At 39.9% G+C, this 17037-nt stretch carries 17 protein-coding genes and 1 pseudogene; 8 read left to right on the forward strand and 10 right to left on the reverse strand.

Annotation, left to right across the window (positions count from 1 at the left end; translation table 11 throughout):
- The first annotated feature begins 228 nt into the window (after positions 1-228).
- Positions 229-510 (forward strand): Npun_R1517 family heterocyst differentiation transcriptional regulator, encoded by a 282-nt coding sequence (locus VB733_RS05865; RefSeq protein ID WP_096615982.1) that lies wholly within the window; start codon positions 229-231, stop codon positions 508-510.
- A gap of 632 nt (positions 511-1142) precedes the next feature.
- Here the strand turns inward: VB733_RS05865 and VB733_RS05870 are convergent.
- From VB733_RS05870 to ctpB, 3 genes are all read right to left on the reverse strand, one after another.
- On the reverse strand, positions 1143-1838 hold the full coding sequence (locus tag VB733_RS05870) for a response regulator transcription factor (protein ID WP_323339162.1): 696 nt from the start codon (positions 1836-1838) through the stop codon (positions 1143-1145).
- 401 nt (positions 1839-2239) lie between these two features.
- Entirely contained in the window at positions 2240-3229 is a 990-nt protein-coding gene (locus tag VB733_RS05875; RefSeq protein WP_323339163.1) for a glycosyltransferase, read from the reverse strand.
- Between the two features lie 134 nt (positions 3230-3363).
- Entirely contained in the window at positions 3364-4710 is a 1347-nt protein-coding gene (ctpB, locus tag VB733_RS05880) for a carboxyl-terminal processing protease CtpB (protein WP_323339164.1), read from the reverse strand.
- Between the two features lie 446 nt (positions 4711-5156).
- Here ctpB and VB733_RS05885 point away from each other — a divergent pair, with 446 nt between their 5' ends.
- On the forward strand, positions 5157-5831 hold the full coding sequence (locus VB733_RS05885; protein ID WP_323339165.1) for a YdcF family protein: 675 nt from the start codon (positions 5157-5159) through the stop codon (positions 5829-5831).
- A 189-nt stretch (positions 5832-6020) separates the two neighbouring features.
- Here VB733_RS05885 and mraY read toward each other — a convergent pair whose 3' ends face one another.
- Complete coding sequence (mraY, locus tag VB733_RS05890; RefSeq protein ID WP_323339166.1) at positions 6021-7130, reverse strand: phospho-N-acetylmuramoyl-pentapeptide-transferase; 1110 nt, start codon at positions 7128-7130, stop codon at positions 6021-6023.
- A gap of 86 nt (positions 7131-7216) precedes the next feature.
- Positions 7217-7450 carry a DUF3134 domain-containing protein gene (locus VB733_RS05895; protein ID WP_323339167.1) on the reverse strand — a complete coding sequence of 78 codons (234 nt, stop codon included), beginning with the start codon at positions 7448-7450 and terminating at the stop codon, positions 7217-7219.
- Between the two features lie 234 nt (positions 7451-7684).
- Here VB733_RS05895 and VB733_RS05900 point away from each other — a divergent pair.
- The 5 genes and pseudogenes from VB733_RS05900 to mdh all read left to right on the forward strand — a co-directional run bounded on the left by VB733_RS05900 (position 7685) and on the right by mdh (position 11553).
- Positions 7685-8225 (forward strand): annotated as a pseudogene (locus VB733_RS05900) (PAP/fibrillin family protein).
- Between the two features lie 330 nt (positions 8226-8555).
- Positions 8556-8777, forward strand: a complete 222-nt coding sequence (locus VB733_RS05905; RefSeq protein WP_096615998.1) for a photosystem I reaction center subunit IV — start codon at positions 8556-8558, stop codon at positions 8775-8777.
- A gap of 226 nt (positions 8778-9003) precedes the next feature.
- On the forward strand, positions 9004-9912 hold the full coding sequence (locus VB733_RS05910) for a DNA-formamidopyrimidine glycosylase (RefSeq protein WP_323339168.1): 909 nt from the start codon (positions 9004-9006) through the stop codon (positions 9910-9912).
- Between the two features lie 273 nt (positions 9913-10185).
- Positions 10186-10401: an NAD(P)H-quinone oxidoreductase subunit O gene (locus tag VB733_RS05915; RefSeq protein WP_096616002.1), complete on the forward strand. Its 216-nt coding sequence runs from the start codon at positions 10186-10188 to the stop codon at positions 10399-10401.
- Between the two features lie 177 nt (positions 10402-10578).
- Entirely contained in the window at positions 10579-11553 is a 975-nt protein-coding gene (gene mdh, locus VB733_RS05920) for a malate dehydrogenase (RefSeq protein ID WP_323339169.1), read from the forward strand.
- Between the two features lie 277 nt (positions 11554-11830).
- On the opposite strand, the gene VB733_RS05925 is transcribed toward mdh, so the two are convergent.
- The 3 genes from VB733_RS05925 to VB733_RS05935 are packed head-to-tail and all read right to left on the reverse strand — an operon-like array spanning position 11831 to position 14922.
- Entirely contained in the window at positions 11831-12763 is a 933-nt protein-coding gene (locus VB733_RS05925) for a mechanosensitive ion channel family protein (protein WP_323339170.1), read from the reverse strand.
- 35 nt (positions 12764-12798) lie between these two features.
- A complete protein-coding gene (locus tag VB733_RS05930; protein ID WP_323339171.1) occupies positions 12799-13176 on the reverse strand; it encodes a LapA family protein in 378 nt (125 codons plus the stop codon).
- 27 nt (positions 13177-13203) lie between these two features.
- On the reverse strand, positions 13204-14922 hold the full coding sequence (locus VB733_RS05935; protein WP_323339172.1) for a mechanosensitive ion channel family protein: 1719 nt from the start codon (positions 14920-14922) through the stop codon (positions 13204-13206).
- Between the two features lie 331 nt (positions 14923-15253).
- On the opposite strand from VB733_RS05935, the gene VB733_RS05940 reads away from it, so the two are divergent.
- Positions 15254-15586, forward strand: coding sequence for a hypothetical protein (locus tag VB733_RS05940; protein ID WP_323339173.1), 333 nt, complete (start codon positions 15254-15256; stop codon positions 15584-15586).
- A gap of 32 nt (positions 15587-15618) precedes the next feature.
- Here VB733_RS05940 and VB733_RS05945 read toward each other — a convergent pair whose 3' ends face one another.
- Positions 15619-15918 (reverse strand): putative quinol monooxygenase, encoded by a 300-nt coding sequence (locus tag VB733_RS05945; RefSeq protein ID WP_323339174.1) that lies wholly within the window; start codon positions 15916-15918, stop codon positions 15619-15621.
- 181 nt (positions 15919-16099) lie between these two features.
- A complete protein-coding gene (locus VB733_RS05950; protein ID WP_323339175.1) occupies positions 16100-16744 on the reverse strand; it encodes a hypothetical protein in 645 nt (214 codons plus the stop codon).
- Positions 16745-17037: the final 293 nt, after the last annotated feature.

Raw genomic sequence — 17037 nt, forward strand, 5'->3', positions numbered from 1 at the left:
AAATTGAATAATAGTTATGGTTTACCTAAATGGGGCATAGGGTCAAAACTCAGACTAAATCTGGTTTAACTAGAAGAAACACACAGGAGAGAAAGATGAGATATAACTTAATTTGACTGCAAGGGATTATTGATTCAAACTAGAGGGATTTAAAAAAGTATTAAGAATTTTGGCTTGAAACATAGCTCCTCACTCCGAAGACTACCAACTGAAGGAATCCTAGAAATTATGAACTCTAAAGCCTTACCACGCCAAGTTAATAATGCCGAAGTCGGTGTTTATGAGTGCGAGATTCATCTCAAATTTCGTCTCGTTGAGGAGAAAAGTTTATTTGGCGATCGCGATCAACTTTTGCAAGTGTTATTAGAAGCACTAGCTGAAGGTTCAGATGATTTTCTGGAAATGCTACAAGCATCAGTGAAAGCTCATGAATCATCGGAGTTTAAAGCTTCACCACAAATGCGTCGCCAATTAATGCGCTTACGCAATTCTGCTGATACTTGTCAGTAAATTTTTGAGTAGAGCAAGAGTTTATCTAGTAGAGAAAACAGAAAATTTGGTAAATATTATTACAAATTAGCTGTTTGAACTGTACTTGATTTGAGAATGAGTCGGCTGATGTAATTGGACACCACAACGTCTATCTCCGTTCAAACCTTTGGAAAGAGGCTGCATATATTTTTAGCCAACCGTTGCGAATAAAAAGGAAAACTCAGTTTTAGTTTGAGTGAGCTATTCCCAAACTATCGACGGTAAACGCTTCGCTTAATTAACCAAGCCGAATAAACCATTCTGAAGGAATTTGCGGAAAAGTCGTCGTCGCGTCTACAGTAGCCCTCACCCATTGCACTACAGAGAATCATATTGGGTGCCTACTACTAACAAAAAATCTTTACTTGTTTTTAAGCTAGTTGAGATTGACTAATTTTTATTTTGCATTTCAGGGTAATCGCTAAAACTAAATCTTTTTTCCTTTCAGACACGAGTTAAGAGAAAGGGTAAAGGGAAAAAGATGAAAACTAATGATGACAGCCAATCAGCTAATGTTTTTGGCATCATCAAACAGTATGGGGGAAAGGTGAAAAGTTGTTTTTTGATCCTTTCTCCCTTTTCTTCCAAATTCGACCGACATTAATTACTAATTATTTTGCTAAACCATGTTCAAGAGCAAAGCGTACTAATTCTGTCCGGCTATTTGTACCTGTCTTGCTAAACAGACGACTAACGTATTTTTCTACATTACGGACGCTTGTCTCTAAACGACGGGCAATTTCCTTATTCATTAACCCTTCTGCAACCAGATTTAAAACACTTTGTTCTCTAGGAGTCAAATCAATCGTAAAGGGCGCAGGAGATTGAGCGATCGCATTTTTTTGCGTCAATAAAGCTTTAATTTGAGCAATTTGTTTGGCAAGTTCGGCGATATCGGGTGTTTCCCCGTCTTCGGTAGTCAGTTGTAAACTCGTAGAACGTCGGGCGAGGAGATTTTCGATTATAGCCACCAACTCATCAGGATCGAATGGTTTTGGTAAATAAGCATCAACACCAGCCTGATATCCTTGAATGCGATCGCCTGTCATTCCCTTTGCTGTTAAAAATATAACTGGTAGCGTTTTGAAACGAGCATCTTCGCGTACCTGTTTCAGAAATTGATAGCCATCAACTTGAGGCATCATAATATCTGATATCAGTAAATCCGGTATGTTTTGCTGCATCAAATCCCACCCTTCACGGGCGTTACTGGCAACTTGAACGCTGAAGCCACTATCCTGCAAATAATCCCTCACGGCTTCACGCAGTCCCGGTTCATCATCTACCAGTAACAATTGTGCTGACATCTAAATCTATCCTTATCCCTTACTTTTCTCCAATTTAGCGAACTTTCGGTACATGGGAAAGGGGAAGTGTTCAAGGGGAAAGATTAATTGCCCAATTTGCACTCCCAAAATATACAATCCAAAATCCAAAATCCATAAACCCACAAGCGGTTTCTCGGAGAGTAATCCCCACTCATATCATATTCGGCTAATCACTTATAATTAAGATTTCTCCGCGTCCCCGCGTCTCTAATACCATTTCACGAAAAATCTGATACAGATGTAAATCCTGAAAGCTTTGCTGCATCTAAGTTTTTTAATTGCGAATTGCGACTTGCGAATTGTGAATTGGTATAAGTCCCCGTCTCAGTCTTAATAATAAATATTCAACCGGAGATGGTATCATCCCCAATCCAAAATCCCTACAACCAATCAATAATTTTTGCTTTCTCTGGTAATTGAGCTTGCATTTGCCCACAGTAACGCGCTCTGGCGGTAAACAAACCAAGTGGGGTAGCTAATATGTCTAAGAGGCTAGCTTTGCCTAATATTGCCTTAAAACTGAATTTGGGCACTTCTTTCAAAATCCATCTGACTAGGCGAAAACTACATTCTTTGACGGTAATCGCCCGCATTAAATCAATACCATACAACTCGTGTAAATAACGATTGGAACGCCCGTAGCGCCGCCATTGACTAGCGAATTCTGGCAAGGTGGCACGATGGCGATGTTGCACAATCGCATTGGCTGCAAATTCCAAACTACCAATTCCCTCTTGCTGAATCCGCCAGCAGATATCCGCATCACCTCCTGTTGTTAGGTAAGGACGGAATAAACCCGCTTTTTCTAAAGCGATGCGGCGAATCGCTAAATTTGCAGTTTGGGCATAGGGGCAAAATTTATTCGCCAAGGTATGCTTTTGTGATAATGTTTCTTCGCGATCGGCAAATTTTTCCAAAAATGTTGTGCCTGGAAGTGCCTTGATTTCTCCGGCTACCATCGCCACATGGGGCTTCACAAAATCTTGTACTAATAATTCTAGCCATTGTGGTTGCGGACGACAGTCAGCATCGGTGAAGGCGATAATCTCACCAGTAGCGGCGCGAATCCCGGTATTTCGGGCTGCATAGGAGCTTTGTATTTGGATTTCGCTTAAAGGACGAATCTGAATTGGACAATGTTCGGCGGCTGTTTGCAGGCATGTGAGGGTGCGATCGCTACTATTATTATCTACTAGCAAATACTCGACATTTTCTTTGGGGTAGGTTTGCGCCAATAAGCAAGGGATTAGTTCGTATAAATCCTCTTCCCCGTTATAAATAGGTATAACTACCGTAACTTTAGGAAAATAGTTATGAGAACTATCAGAGGCATGAGATTCATGGGATTTATGGTTAGATTTGTAACTCATAAAAATTAGGATTTTGAATATTGGGATTTACTAATTAGTATTCCCATTTCAAAATCCTAAATCAGTAGTACAGTCCTGTTTGACTATACAAAAATCTTTGCCGTGCATGTATAATTTGCAACTAAAAAATACAACTATAATTTCAAATTACTAGCACCATTACTCATTGTTCGCTGGGAAGTTGGATTTTGCTGTGGTGTAGGTAGAGCAAATGTGTTTGATAGAGCAGCTAAAGCTCGTACATACTGAGGGTCACTGGGAGTTCCTAACATATCTGGATTAGTTGCCAATTGACGCTGCTGTGACTCAGACAAGTCCAGTTTGATATCCGGGGTAATCCCTTTATGGTTAATATCAGTGCCTTGGGGAGTGTAATAGTGGGCAATAGTAATTGCCACGCCCGAACCATCTCCCAACTCATGTACCGACTGCACCAATGCTTTACCAAAACTTTGAGAGCCAATCACAACTGCCCGTTTATTGTCTTTGAGGGCACCAGTTAAAATCTCACTAGCACTAGCAGAATTACCATCAATTAATACAGCCAGAGGACGTTTTGTCAGTGCTGTCTTATTGGCTTTGAAAGTTTCATCGCTGATGCCGCCGCGATCGACTGTACGCACAATCGAACCGCTATCCATCCACATCCGCGCAATTTCGATACTGGCTTGCAATAAACCGCCAGGGTTTCCACGTAAATCGAGGACGTAGCTATCAACATTTTTGCCATTCAAATCACGGATAGCTCTTCGCATTTGATCTGCGGCATGGGCGCTAAATTCGCGCAAGCGGATATAGCCAATGCGCTTGTCTCCCTCTTGACGCAAAGCATAACGAACGGTGGGAACCTCAATTGTTGCTCGTGTTAACTTCAACTCGAATTCGCTTTGTCCATTGCGTCCTAAACGCAGCGTAATTAGAGAACCAGCCTTACCACGAATCAATTTTGAGGCATCATCAACCTTCATTGACTGGGTGAGCTTACCATCGATCGCCAAAATTTGGTCGCCAGCTCTGACACCAGCTTTGAGCGCCGGTGAATTTTCGATTGCTTCAACAACAGTTAGCCGTTTAGTTTTTTCATTTACCTCCATGCGGATACCAATCCCCGATACTTCGCCCGAAGTTTGACTGGTGAGGGCTTCATATTGCTTGGGGTCCATAAACCGGGTGTAGGGGTCACCCAATTTCTGTAATGCTTCGCGAATGGCGGTGTAGGCTTCCTCACGGGATGAGTAATTTTTATTCAACAACTGTTGTCGAATTGCAACCCAATTTTGTTGATTAAATTTACCATCTACATATTCGCGGTTTACAAGTTGCCATACTTGGTCAACAATGGCTTTGGGGCTATCTTGTAGTGCAGCGCGAACCGAGCGACACCAAGCTGGACCAAATACAGAGAACAGAGCTGTGGAGGCGATCGCTCCACCAATCAAAGCTACTTGCAGTGGCGAGTAACGTTTCGCAGATTGGTTCATGTATATCAGCTGGAATAATTTTAGTTATGTTAACAGTTTAGCAATCAGCTTTTGAGAGAAGTTGCTAGTGAGCGAGTTCTGTGGAGGATTGATTCCTCTCAAACAACTAGCACGCTTTTAGGGATAATGCTCCCTTGAGCCAACTTAGGAGAAATAACTATTTTAAGTCTCTATACTCGCTTCAGAAGGCTTGAATCCGATATATTTACGGAAACTTCATGCTTAAAAAGGTTTTTGACCCTCGTTACATTATTTTTACTAGTTAAATCAATTTCTTCCGGAGATAGAAAGAGAATAATCTGACACTTTTGAGCGTCTCCTAGTACGCAGTTTATTTATTTTTAGGATAACACTGGAATGTATTTATCTGTAGGCATCTAATAATTTTTCGAGTTTAGCAGAGCTACTGCAATTCAGCTACGCAATCAGATGAAAAGTTACACATTATGAAATCAGTGAGAAGCTCTCAAAGTTACTCGAAATGGCGGCACTTTTTACAAAAAATTACTTTTGGGCTATGCCTGCTCCTTAGCGTTTGGCTGGTTCTTAACACTATAACTCTAATTTATGCATCTTCCCAGGCAGTGGATGCCAATTTTGTGCTAGGTGGCAGCATTAAACGGGAAATATATGCCGCAGAATTGGCAACAAACAACCCCAAAATACCAACTTTAATTTCCCAAGGTTCACAAGACCCTTGTATCTTGCGAATTTTTCAGAAAAAAGCAGTTAATTTGTCGAATGTTTGGTTAGAAAAGTGTGCAAATTCAACTTTTGGAAATTTTTTCTACAGTTTACCAATTTTGCAGAAATGGAAAGTTCACAAAGTGAGGTTAATTACCTCTAGTAGCCATTTACCAAGAGCAAAATGGATGGCACAGATTATTTTAGGAAGTCATGGTATCTGGGTAGAACTAGATATTGCCAAGGAAACAGGAGTTCCTGGAAACCGCGAGTCCTGGTTCAAAACAGGCTTGGATGTGACACGAAGTATGTTTTGGGCTGGCTTAAGTCATTTTATCCGACCACAATGTGCTGATGTAATTGAGTTAATTGATGTAGATATGAAAGCTTGGCAGCAAAGAGGTTTCAATTGTGAACGTCAGGGAAGAGAGTTATAGCTGTTAGTAGTTAGCAATTTCAGGGATTCTGGTATATTCGGCGACTTAATAATACATTCAATTGCATATAAGCTAAGTAATTAACTCTTCCCAATTTCCAGAAATAGAAAAAGCCTCCATTTATGAGGAGGCTAATGTGTCTTATCGAAAAAATCTCAATTACTGTCTAGAAACAATTGCCAACTAAATTTAAACCAAGCTTAGTCCAAAACAACATGCAGCTAGGATTGCTGCAATTACATAGAAGACTGCAACCACCTGTAATTCAGACCATCCCGAAAGCTCGAGGTGATGGTGAAGTGGTGCCATTTTTAACAACCGCTTACCTTTACCATCAGGACCTTTTGTAGCCTTGTAATATCCCACCTGTGCCATTACAGACAATGTCTCGACAAAAAAGATACCACTGAGAATGAACAACGCCACTAGACTATTGGAAACTAATGCCACAGCAGCTAATCCACCACCCAGCGCTAGGGAACCGGTATCACCCATAAATACGCGGGCAGGATTGCGGTTGTGTGCCAGAAAACCTAAACAACTACCACTCATGGCAGCGCAAAAAATCATCAGGGGAACTGAAGTCGGTGCCACCAATACACCTAACGCTAACATTGCGATCGCAACTGTTCCGCCAGCCAAACCATCGATACCATCAGTTAAATTAGTCGCATTACTTTCTGCCACTAGTACAAATCCAGCTAGGGGCCAAAATAACAATCCCAGAGGCAAAGAAAAACCTAGAGGCAGGGCTATCTTTGTAATGTCAAATGAATTAGAATATTGATTGACAATTAACCAGCAACAAAACATTAGTGCAAAGGTGATTTGCAACATCAGTTTCATCTTCGGTGAAATGCCTTTATTTGACTTGCGGCGTAGAATTTGCCAGTCGTCTAGCCAACCGATAAAGCCATAACTCAGTGTTAAAGCGGCAACCGCAAGAACTGTACCATCAAAACCAGACCAAACACAGGCAACAACTGTAGCGACTGGGATAAAAAAGATTCCACCCATTGTTGGAGTACCAGCCTTCTTGAGATGAGCCTGAGGTCCATCTTCACGAATAATTTGTCCAGCTTTGAGGGCTTGCAGCCAAGGTACAACCCAATAACCGATTCCGGCAGAAATTAGGGCACAGAAGAGGAGTGGCATAGTTAAGGATGTCGCCAACCAAGGCATCCGACCTGCTACCACATCAAATACGATCGCGGCAATACCGAGTCCGATACCTAATAATGAGACTAAACCAATGCCAGTAATACTTAATCCTTGGTCAGGAGATAATTTTGCGTCCACGGAAATTTCCCTTCACTCCACACTCTTTTAAGCTTTTGCTTTAATTAATAGGGACTATGTGTCACCAAATAGTCCTTTTAGAAAAGCTATGATTCTTCGATGTCGCCGTCATCGTCGTCATCGATATCATAGCCATCCTCACCACCTAAAAACTCCGATATCTCCTCTTCGCCCTCGTCACTGTAATCTTGTTCGTGATGGTCGCGTGCGATTAGACGACCGCTTGCTTGTAACCAATCTAAGAGGGAGGTTTCTTGCTTTAATGGAATTACAGCAGCGCGTTGATTGCGAGGTGCTTCACGTAATGGAGAATTCAGCATATCGACAAAGACACGAAAATTAATGTAACTGGACAATAAGAGTCTATCACTTGATACAAGAGATTTTAGTTCTTCATTCAACTCTTTGATCGGAAAATCCGACAACAAATTTGATTATTTAACATCTGTAGGAAAATCACAGCGTTATCTTGAGTTTTTGGTATTGGGCTGAACATTTTTAGTTTTTTATTCTTAATAACGACAATTTACTGATATTTTCTCAGGTTTAAAGCAATGATAAGAAAAAGTGAACTCATCAGTGCGATCGCATCTACGAATCGAGGCTTATTAGCAACAGAATCAGATAAACAGGTAATTTTATCTGCGATCGCCAATCTGGAAGACCTGAACCCGACGCCCAGTCCGCTCTTAAATAGCGAATTACTCGAAGGTGATTGGCGACTACTCTATACCACCAGCAAAGCTTTGCTAAACCTCGACCGTTTCCCTTTATATAGGTTGGGTCAAATATACCAGTGTATCCGCGTAAAGACCAACAGTATTTACAACATTGCGGAAATCAATGGATTGCCATACTTAGAAGGCATTATCAGTGTAGCCGCTAAATTTGAACCGATTTCGCCGCATAATTAACTACACATCACCTTCTGACTATATCCAACAAATCGAAAATGGCAAAAAATTTACCGCCATTGACTTTCCTATTCAAAGTAGTGGCAACCAAGGTTGGCTCGACATTACATATATAGATAGTGATTTGCGAATCGGTCGTGGAAATGAAGGTAGTGTATTTGTATTAACTAAAACTAACTAAAACATCGGTACTCCTCAGAAATGTACTCGCGTCCAAAAAAGTATTCTATCTTTGGTGTATTGTCAAGGAGGAGGTGATACCTTTTTTTGAAATTGGGGATAACTGCGTATGAAGTTAAAGCCTAATCAGCATTCTCTCCATGGCTATGCGTCTTTACAGCATCGTAGAGAATCTCAATTCCAGGCGTTCCCACTTTTGAAGTATTACTTTCCTTGACCCTGACTTTGTTTCAAATAACTTAATAAAACAACATTGCACTCCAAGGTAGTTTTATAGTGAATCAATAAGCCCTATATATTTGGCAATTCATAACTAAAAGGGAAAAAACTCATGGTTCAACGTGGTTCTAAAGTACGTATTCTTCGCCGCGAGTCCTACTGGTATCAAGATGTAGGAACCGTAGTATCGGTTGACCAAAGCGGTATCAAATACCCAGTTATTGTCCGTTTTGAGAAAGTCAACTACGCTGGCATCAACACCAATAACTTTGCAGCTGACGAGTTGATTGAAACTGAAGCACCTAAAGCCAAGCCAAAAGCAGCTGCGAAGTAACTATTTAGTATTCTTGAGTGGTCTTTAGCTGTTTTTCGTTGTGTGATACGTCGTTGGCGATCGCACGATGATAAATTAATTTCGGATGGGGTAACAGGTAGGTAAAGGAAATTTCCTCAAATTTTCTTACTTTTCTGTCACCCCATTTTTGAATTTGGGATTTTTAGATGGCAAGAAGTTGCTAGGCTGAAAGAATACAGAGTGCCATTGTCTTTATCACTGCAAAATGCCAGAATTGCCTGAAGTTGAAACAGTCCGTCGGGGATTAAATCAATTAACCCTCAACCAAAAAATTACGGGTGGAGATGTACTTCTACATCGCACCATCGCCTACCCATGCAACATAGAAGAATTTTTAACTGGAATCCAAGGATATCAAATTACTACTTGGTATCGTCGTGGTAAGTATCTTTTGGCTGAGTTACTGGAAAGGCAAGAAAAAGTTACTGGAATCAGCAAACAAGCGGACAAAGAAGAAGTTTCTCTATCCCTCGCCCCCTCCACATCTACTTACCTGGGTGTACATTTACGAATGACAGGTCAATTACTATACCTGCACCGTGATGAACCACTACATAAACATACACGGGTACGCATATTCTTGGAGAATGAGCAAGAATTACGTTTTGTTGATCAACGTACTTTTGGGCAAATGTGGTGGGTTCCACCAAAGATTAAAGTTGAAAATGTCATGACTGGTTTGGCTAAACTGGCTGTAGACCCATTTTCAAGTGAATTTACTGTTGATTATCTAGCCAACAAGCTAAAAAACAGTCGTCGTCCCATCAAAACCGCTTTACTCGACCAATCTAATATTGCCGGATTGGGAAATATTTATGCCGACGAGGCATTATTTTTAAGTCATATTCGCCCGGAAACACCCTGTTCTCATTTACAGCCTTCGCAAATTGCCAAGCTACATCCAGCCATTATTGAAGTGTTAACAAAAAGTATTGAAGCTGGCGGTACTACTTTTAGTAATTTCTTGAATGTCAAAGGTGTTAATGGTAATTATGGCGGTGTGGCATGGGTATATAATCGCACTGGTGAGCCTTGTCGAGTATGTAATAGTCCAATTCAGAGAATCAGGTTAGGTGGGCGTTCCAGCCATTTCTGCTTAGAGTGTCAGCAATAAAGATAAGTGCTGGAAACATAATTTTGTCACCTCCTCACTAGTAAAAATTAAATATTGCGATCGCCACAACTAACTAGAATTCAAAGGTGAGAAAATAAAAATATAAAAATCTATCGGTAGTTTCCAACATTGACTCAAATTTGGAAATAGTTAGCCCTTAACTATTGCTTAAACATATCACCATAATTAAAAAATCCCAGAGCAGTGAGGACTTAGTGCAAGCTAAAATCCTGAAAGAAACAATATATAGATATAGGCTCAAAAGGGAAACTCATGGCAGTCAAGAAAGGTGACATGGTTCGCGTTGTTCGCGAGAAGTTGGAAAACAGCACCGAAGCAAAAGCTAGCGATACTCGTTTTCCTTCCTACTTGTTTGAAAGTCAAGGCGAAATAGTTGATATCAAAGGTGATTACGCCTTTGTCAAGTTTGGAAAAGTACCTACACCGAATATTTGGCTGCGTTTAGACCAACTTGAAAATTTTAGTTAAGTAATTGGGGTAAAGAATAGGGAAGACAAAAGTGGGAAGCATTTCCATGTCGCCCACAGAATCCTAACTCTTTGTACAAACGAGGAGGGAGTTAAATCTTCCCCTCGCTGATGAAGAGCCAAGGAAAGTTGAGGATTCCCGAATACCCCATTCCCCATATACGGAGGAATTTCTACTATGTCTTATTCCCCTTCCTTACCGATTTGCAATTCATCTCGCGTTACCGTCATCGGCGCTGGTAGAGTTGGCAGTACCCTGGCACAACGCATCGCGGAGAAGAATTTAGCAGATGTGGTGTTACTCGATATCGTACCGGGAATGCCCCAAGGATTGGCACTAGATTTAATCGAAGCCAGAGGCATCGAATCACACGATCGCCGAATTATTGGTACAAATAATTATGCCGATACATCTGCCTCGGAGATTGTCGTCATCACAGCAGGTTTTCCCCGCAAACCGGGAATGAGTCGCGATGATTTGCTATTAACGAATGCAAAAATAGTAGTTGAAGCAGCAAAAAATGCCATTAAATATTCTCCCCAAGCGATTTTTATCATTGTCACCAACCCATTGGATGTGATGACATATTTAGCTTGGCAAGCGACAGATTTACCCAGAGAGAGAATTATGGGTATGGCTGGGGTATTAGATTCCGCTCGATTTGAAACTTTTATTGCTTTGGAATTGAGGGTTGCACCCAAAGATGTCAAAGCGATGGTGATGGGTAGTCATGGCGATTTAATGGTGCCTTTACCGCGCTATTCTACAGTGAATGGCGTGCCCATCACGGAGTTATTGGATGCAGAAACAATCGAAAAATTGGTACAACGTACTCGTAATGGTGGTGCAGAGATTGTAGAACTGATGCAAACTGGTGGTGCATTTTTCGCTCCTGCTTCGGCAACTTGCGTGATGGTAGAATCAATTTTGCACAATCAGTCACGGATGTTACCAGCAGCAGCCTTGATGAAAGGTGAATATGGTTTAAATGATGTGTTTATTGGAGTTCCCTGTCGCCTCAGTTGTGGAGGAATCGAAAAGATTGTTGAGTTGAAGTTGACTGATATTGAATTGGAAGAGTTACATGCTTCTGCCGCTAACGTACGTAAGAATATAGATAGGGCGCAAGAAATATTAATAGCGGGCGTTTAGGTTGAATATCCCTCTTTCATTGCTTTCGGTAACGTAAAATATGAAACCCCCCAAGTAATTTCTAGAATAAAATTACCAATAAATATCATTATTCAACTTGGTCAATTTTTATGCTTAAGCGATCAATATGGGAAGACTTTAGAGCTTCATTAGTAATCTGTGAGGTAGAAAAAGTATTTCCCCTTCTTACAAGGTTTTTAAAAAAGTTAAACTTCTCAAACTGGTAGTAAAATTTTTCTGATTTGGTGAAGATTAACTCACCCCGAATTTACAACTTTTATACTTGAGCTTTAAACCCATTTTCATCTTTTGACACTCTGACATCAAATATAGGCGTTTGGACAAGATGTACAGTCGTTGATGCAATACTTACTCGTCCCTCTGTTCGGTCAATCTCATCGAGGATATTGGTGAAAAGTTCATCTTTCTTCCCTCGACGTTTCTTGTAGTCAACTACATATCTGAGTGTAAATTCCATCCAGTTGTCATTGGCAATTAAAGTCACTGATGGCTCAATTCTGGCATCTTCAATTAAATACTTACGTACCATATTTTGCCATCTCTCTCTGGCATCAGGTACATACTCACCCACAACATAATCTGCAACTCGCTGGATAATTTCCTTTGTTAAGCGGCGATCGCTTCCGTATTTTACTGGTACAGTAATCTCATCCCAGACAAAAGGAAAATCAGCAGAATAATTAAACACGGGTTCTTTGAAGACAAAGCTATTCGCAATCCTCACAATGCGTCCATTATAAAGATCAGCTTTTACCCAGTCGCCACACTCCATCAGAGTACTACGAAGAATACTAATATCTATTACGTCCCCCATAATACCACCTAGCAGCACCCGGTCTCCAGGTTTATAAAATTGACCAAAAGAGATAGCAACCCAGCCTGCAAAACTTGCAATTACTTCTTGCAAAGCAAAAGCGATACCAGCACCAATAACCCCAAAAATCACTGTTAACTGTCGGAAGTTGTCACTGAAAATACTAGCAGCGAACAGAAAAATCAACCCATAGCCAATGAAATTAATTGCTTTACGAAGATGATAACGAATGTCATTGTCTTGTATATAGCGAGGTACAGAGTTACTTAAGACACGGATGACAAGAGTAATAACTAAAATACCTATGCAAACTTGGATAATTTTGATAATGAAAGGGTCTTTTAGCCAGTTTTGAATTGTATTTATAATGTCCATCGACAGCAATCCTGATATTTTTTTAGTAATGAATATCATTCAATATACGCATCTGAGGAGTAATTTGATGATACGTCTTCAGGTAATTGAGATTGTGGTTGTGATGGTTGCAACATCTGGAGTTGATGGCTTACTTCTGTTAGTTGACGATTGAGTTCTTTATTTTCGTAGGTCTGTTGTTCGATTTTCCGCATGAGTTCAGACCTCTTTCTCATATTTTTGATAGCTGGAAATAATGAGACGATGAAGCCAAATAATACGCCAAAACTAAAGGTAATCAGAAGTATTAGCGCCATTGACAATTCTAGCGATCGCCACCCTAGAAATTGTACCGCTACCGGGGCTGAGTTTTGCAGTGCGAAAGTCACAGCGGCGATCGCAATTATTAATGCTAGCAAAGTCAGTATTCGCATGGTATATCTCCATCAATCAAATTCATATTATTGCTGAGTTTCTGAAGAGTGTTTTCCATTTGATAGATGCTCAAGGTAAGAGAGGCGAAATCCTGGAGCTTTATAGTCTTTGGGTAAATAGTTTTCCGGGATAGTGATCTGATTTCCATCTCGAATCGCTGAATAATGAGGAGAAAGAATTTCAATATCTGATTCGTTGCATTTATCTTGGATGTTTTGATGGAGTTCCGAGTAAATTCTCGCCATTAAACTAGACTCATTTGTATATGCGTTGATTTCATAACTCACATAAAAATCATCCAGACTTGTTTGTAAGATGAACGGGGCAGGTTCTTGAAGGATACGTGGCGTTGCTAGTGCCGCATCAATTAGCACCTGATGAACTTTTCGCCACGGTACGTCGTAGCCAAGAGTCACTGTCGTATGTAGGACTAAATAATAGTTGGGGTCTTCTGCAAGAGCGCTATAGTTGTTAATTTGGCTAGTTAATACCGTTCCATTGGGAATAGTGATAACTACATTTTTGATTGTGCGAATCCGTGTGACAAACAAAGTTTTCTCAACGATATCACCAACAGCATCATTAATTTTAATGCGATCGCCAATCCGAAAAGCACGGGTATAAATGAGAATAACCCCGGCAACAATGTTAGCGACAGCTGCTGATGAACCGAGTGATAACAGAACACCCAAGAAAACCGAAATTCCCTGAAATGCTGGTGAACCGAACCCAGGTAGGAAAGGCAAAGCCACTACTAATGCCAAAGCAATGATTAAAAATAACGCCAGTTTAAAAGTCGGTTCTGCCCATTCTGGATAAAACCCAGGCAAAGATAAGTTTCCGTTACCTAATTCTCTGAAAATCGGTCGAATAAATTTAATAATATAGTATGCACAGATAATTATTATCGTTAGATAAATCAGTTTAGGTACATAACTAACGAATCCTTGTACCGCACCTTCTAAAGCGAAGAATAAATAATTCAGCAAGTTTTTACTGGTTTGCCGAGTCCAAGGGAAAAAACTCAATACTAATGGAATATAAATAGAGAGAATTCCCAGCACTGAAAAAAAGCGAATTATTTTAATAATGCTATTGAAAATATAGGTTATTCGTGATGCAGGCAAAAGCTCCACATTTTGAATACGTATGGCTGGTATAGTTCTTCCTTGCCAATTGCTGACCAAATTAAAGATTTTATTAAATATCTGATTTAAAACCTTGAGACTTATTAAAAGGGCAACTGTCGAAATAACTGTGTAAAGAACTCCAAAGAGAATATTTTTTAGACTCCGTTCTTGTCTATATTTTGTGATAGCACTACTAATTTTTTGCACATATTCATTGGCAAGTTCTTGTCTTGTTTGAACTGCGGCTTTGGCATCACCATCTGTAATCGTAAATATGACTTTATCACCAGATAATATATTCGTCGTGCTTGACTCTTCAGCAGTTTTTAAAGAATTAACTTGAATTGTTAGGTCTTGAGCCATTACTTCAATTCGGTTTGTCACTGCCTGCGATCGCTCTTCGGCAGAAAACGAGCCAACACTTGCTTTAATGACAAATAATGTTTGATCTCCTAAAACGACAGGAGCACCATCTATCTTGCTAACGGCTGGAGCCTTATCAGTGGGTGGAGCTTTGTCTTGGGAATAAGCAAAAGGAATAGTGATGGTGAGCGTAAATACCATCAAAGCCAAAATTAGAAGTTTATTTAAGAGATATTTTTTACCACTTTTCATATTTTTTTATTAGTTGAAAATAAAGATGGTAAATTTGTTACCATACATCTAAACAAAGAATACATTTAGCAATCATTTTTGACACCAATAAACATAAAAATTTACCTATTTTAAATCAAGTTAATAAGCAGACTAAGCTAAAACGCACTTACTTTGTAAACCCGAAAACTTTACAGCAAGACTTTCAGGTTCCAAAAGATGTCACTTAGATGCGTCCAAGCTTAGTAATCTAATAACTAACAATTATTACAAAAGTCAAACCAACGATGGATTTTATATTGCCTTTGCTAAAGGTATAGTGAGCTTTAGTTTAGCAAGGAGCCTACTATTTATGGCTTACTCATGCGAGTTAGACACGGGGCTTAAAATCTATCTGGATCATCAAGAAACGCAAACAATTATCGCTACCTTTGGTTGTGGTCCTGGACAAATGGAAAAATCCCATCAGGACTTTCAAATTGGTAGCTGGACTTCGCAACCTGTAATCTTCCAGACTCCTGAAGGTGCTGTGTTAAACATAAAAACGACAGAGGACGAGTACTATATTCAAATCCGAGGCAGGAACATAAGTTTACTGAGTGAAGCGCCTTCTCTCAGTAGTTCCCAACAGATTCAAGTCTTTGAAGTCTCCTGTATGCCAAGCTTGGAACCCATACAACCTTAGAGTATTTAGCACCTGTCTCCAAACGTAAACGTTTAAGCTAACACCTGATATCGATGAATCACTGGTGGTGTAGCTAGCAAATTCCCTAGCTCTCGAAAGATTTCTTGGACATGAATAGAGTCTATATGCCCCATCAAGGCAACTTCACTTTCCCATTCCTCTATAAAAACAAACTCTGTCGGTTCTACATGGTTCTGTAGCAATTCGTAGCGGATGCAGCCTTCTTCTTGTCGGCTTGGTCCAACAAGTTGCAGTAGCAGCGACGTGACTTCCTTTTCTTTGCCAGGGAGTGCGGCAACACTCACCAGAACTTGAACATTCGAATTAGCCATTGAATTTTCCTAACGTTAGGGTGGCAAAAATTAAGACTGCTATGCCAGCTATGACTTCATAATTTTGCCTGCAAAGCTTGCCTGCAAAGCTTACAATCCAAGATCACAAACCACTTTCTATTAATCCTAATTATAGTCCTAAAGGGATAACCTCTGTTTCCAGCAACTAGTACATATTAGATTAAAGTTTCAAAGCTTTCATTTTCAGTGTTATATTGCGGCTAGAGGCAGTTTTCCCCGGAGATATATTAATTTGATTTGTCGCGATTTTTGCTTGTTTATTAAGGTATTGTTTAATTACCTCAACTCTTTTTTTGACAACACTATTTGGATATTGATTTGACAAATCCGCAGTGATTTCTAATTGCAAATTTGGCTGTAATTGTATAATTCTCCCAATCCGGTCTAGTAACTGTGTGCTGCCAGACTGGAGTTCTGGACTATCTGGAGCAAATTTAATAATTCCTTGATCAACAGATATTCTTTGAAACCTTACATTTGCCCTTGGAAAAGATAGTCTGTTTCTAATATCATCAACCAGCAATTTTTTTGCATCAGCACTAATTTCACGCTCACTAAGATAAACCATATTTAGACCTAGCGGTTCTAATATGCTATTTGTAATTATCACCTCATAACGTAATAACTGGGCTGGCGACGGAAGTTGTATATCACGCAAAGCAACCTCCGTAATTTGTAAAAAAGCAGTTTGATATTCTGTGATGGTTGGCTGTGGTTTTTCCTCTGGTGGCAATTCTTTTTTATCTGATTCTGCCAATTGGGCAATGATATCTTTAGAAGCTGTAGGAATTTCAATTAATTGCAATAAGACTGTATCAAGCTAAATCAAGGATTTAAGTATCTATGACTGAGTGTTTAAAATTCCATCAAATTTTCTTGGTGCAATATGTCAGTAGAGCTAATCTTATATCCATAGGGCTTACGCAAACGTCACAATATAAGGTCAACTGGCACATATTTTTCAATCTGAGTTTAATGTTTGTAACCCTTAATTTATAAATATTACAGCTAAATTAAGCTAATGTGCCAGTTGCGTAAGTCCTGTTCCAAAATAAAAAGCAGAGACAATGCAAAAATGTCTCTGCTTAAGCCTATGCT

Source organism: Calothrix sp. UHCC 0171, from assembly GCF_034931845.1.
Taxonomy (GTDB): domain Bacteria; phylum Cyanobacteriota; class Cyanobacteriia; order Cyanobacteriales; family Nostocaceae; genus Brunnivagina.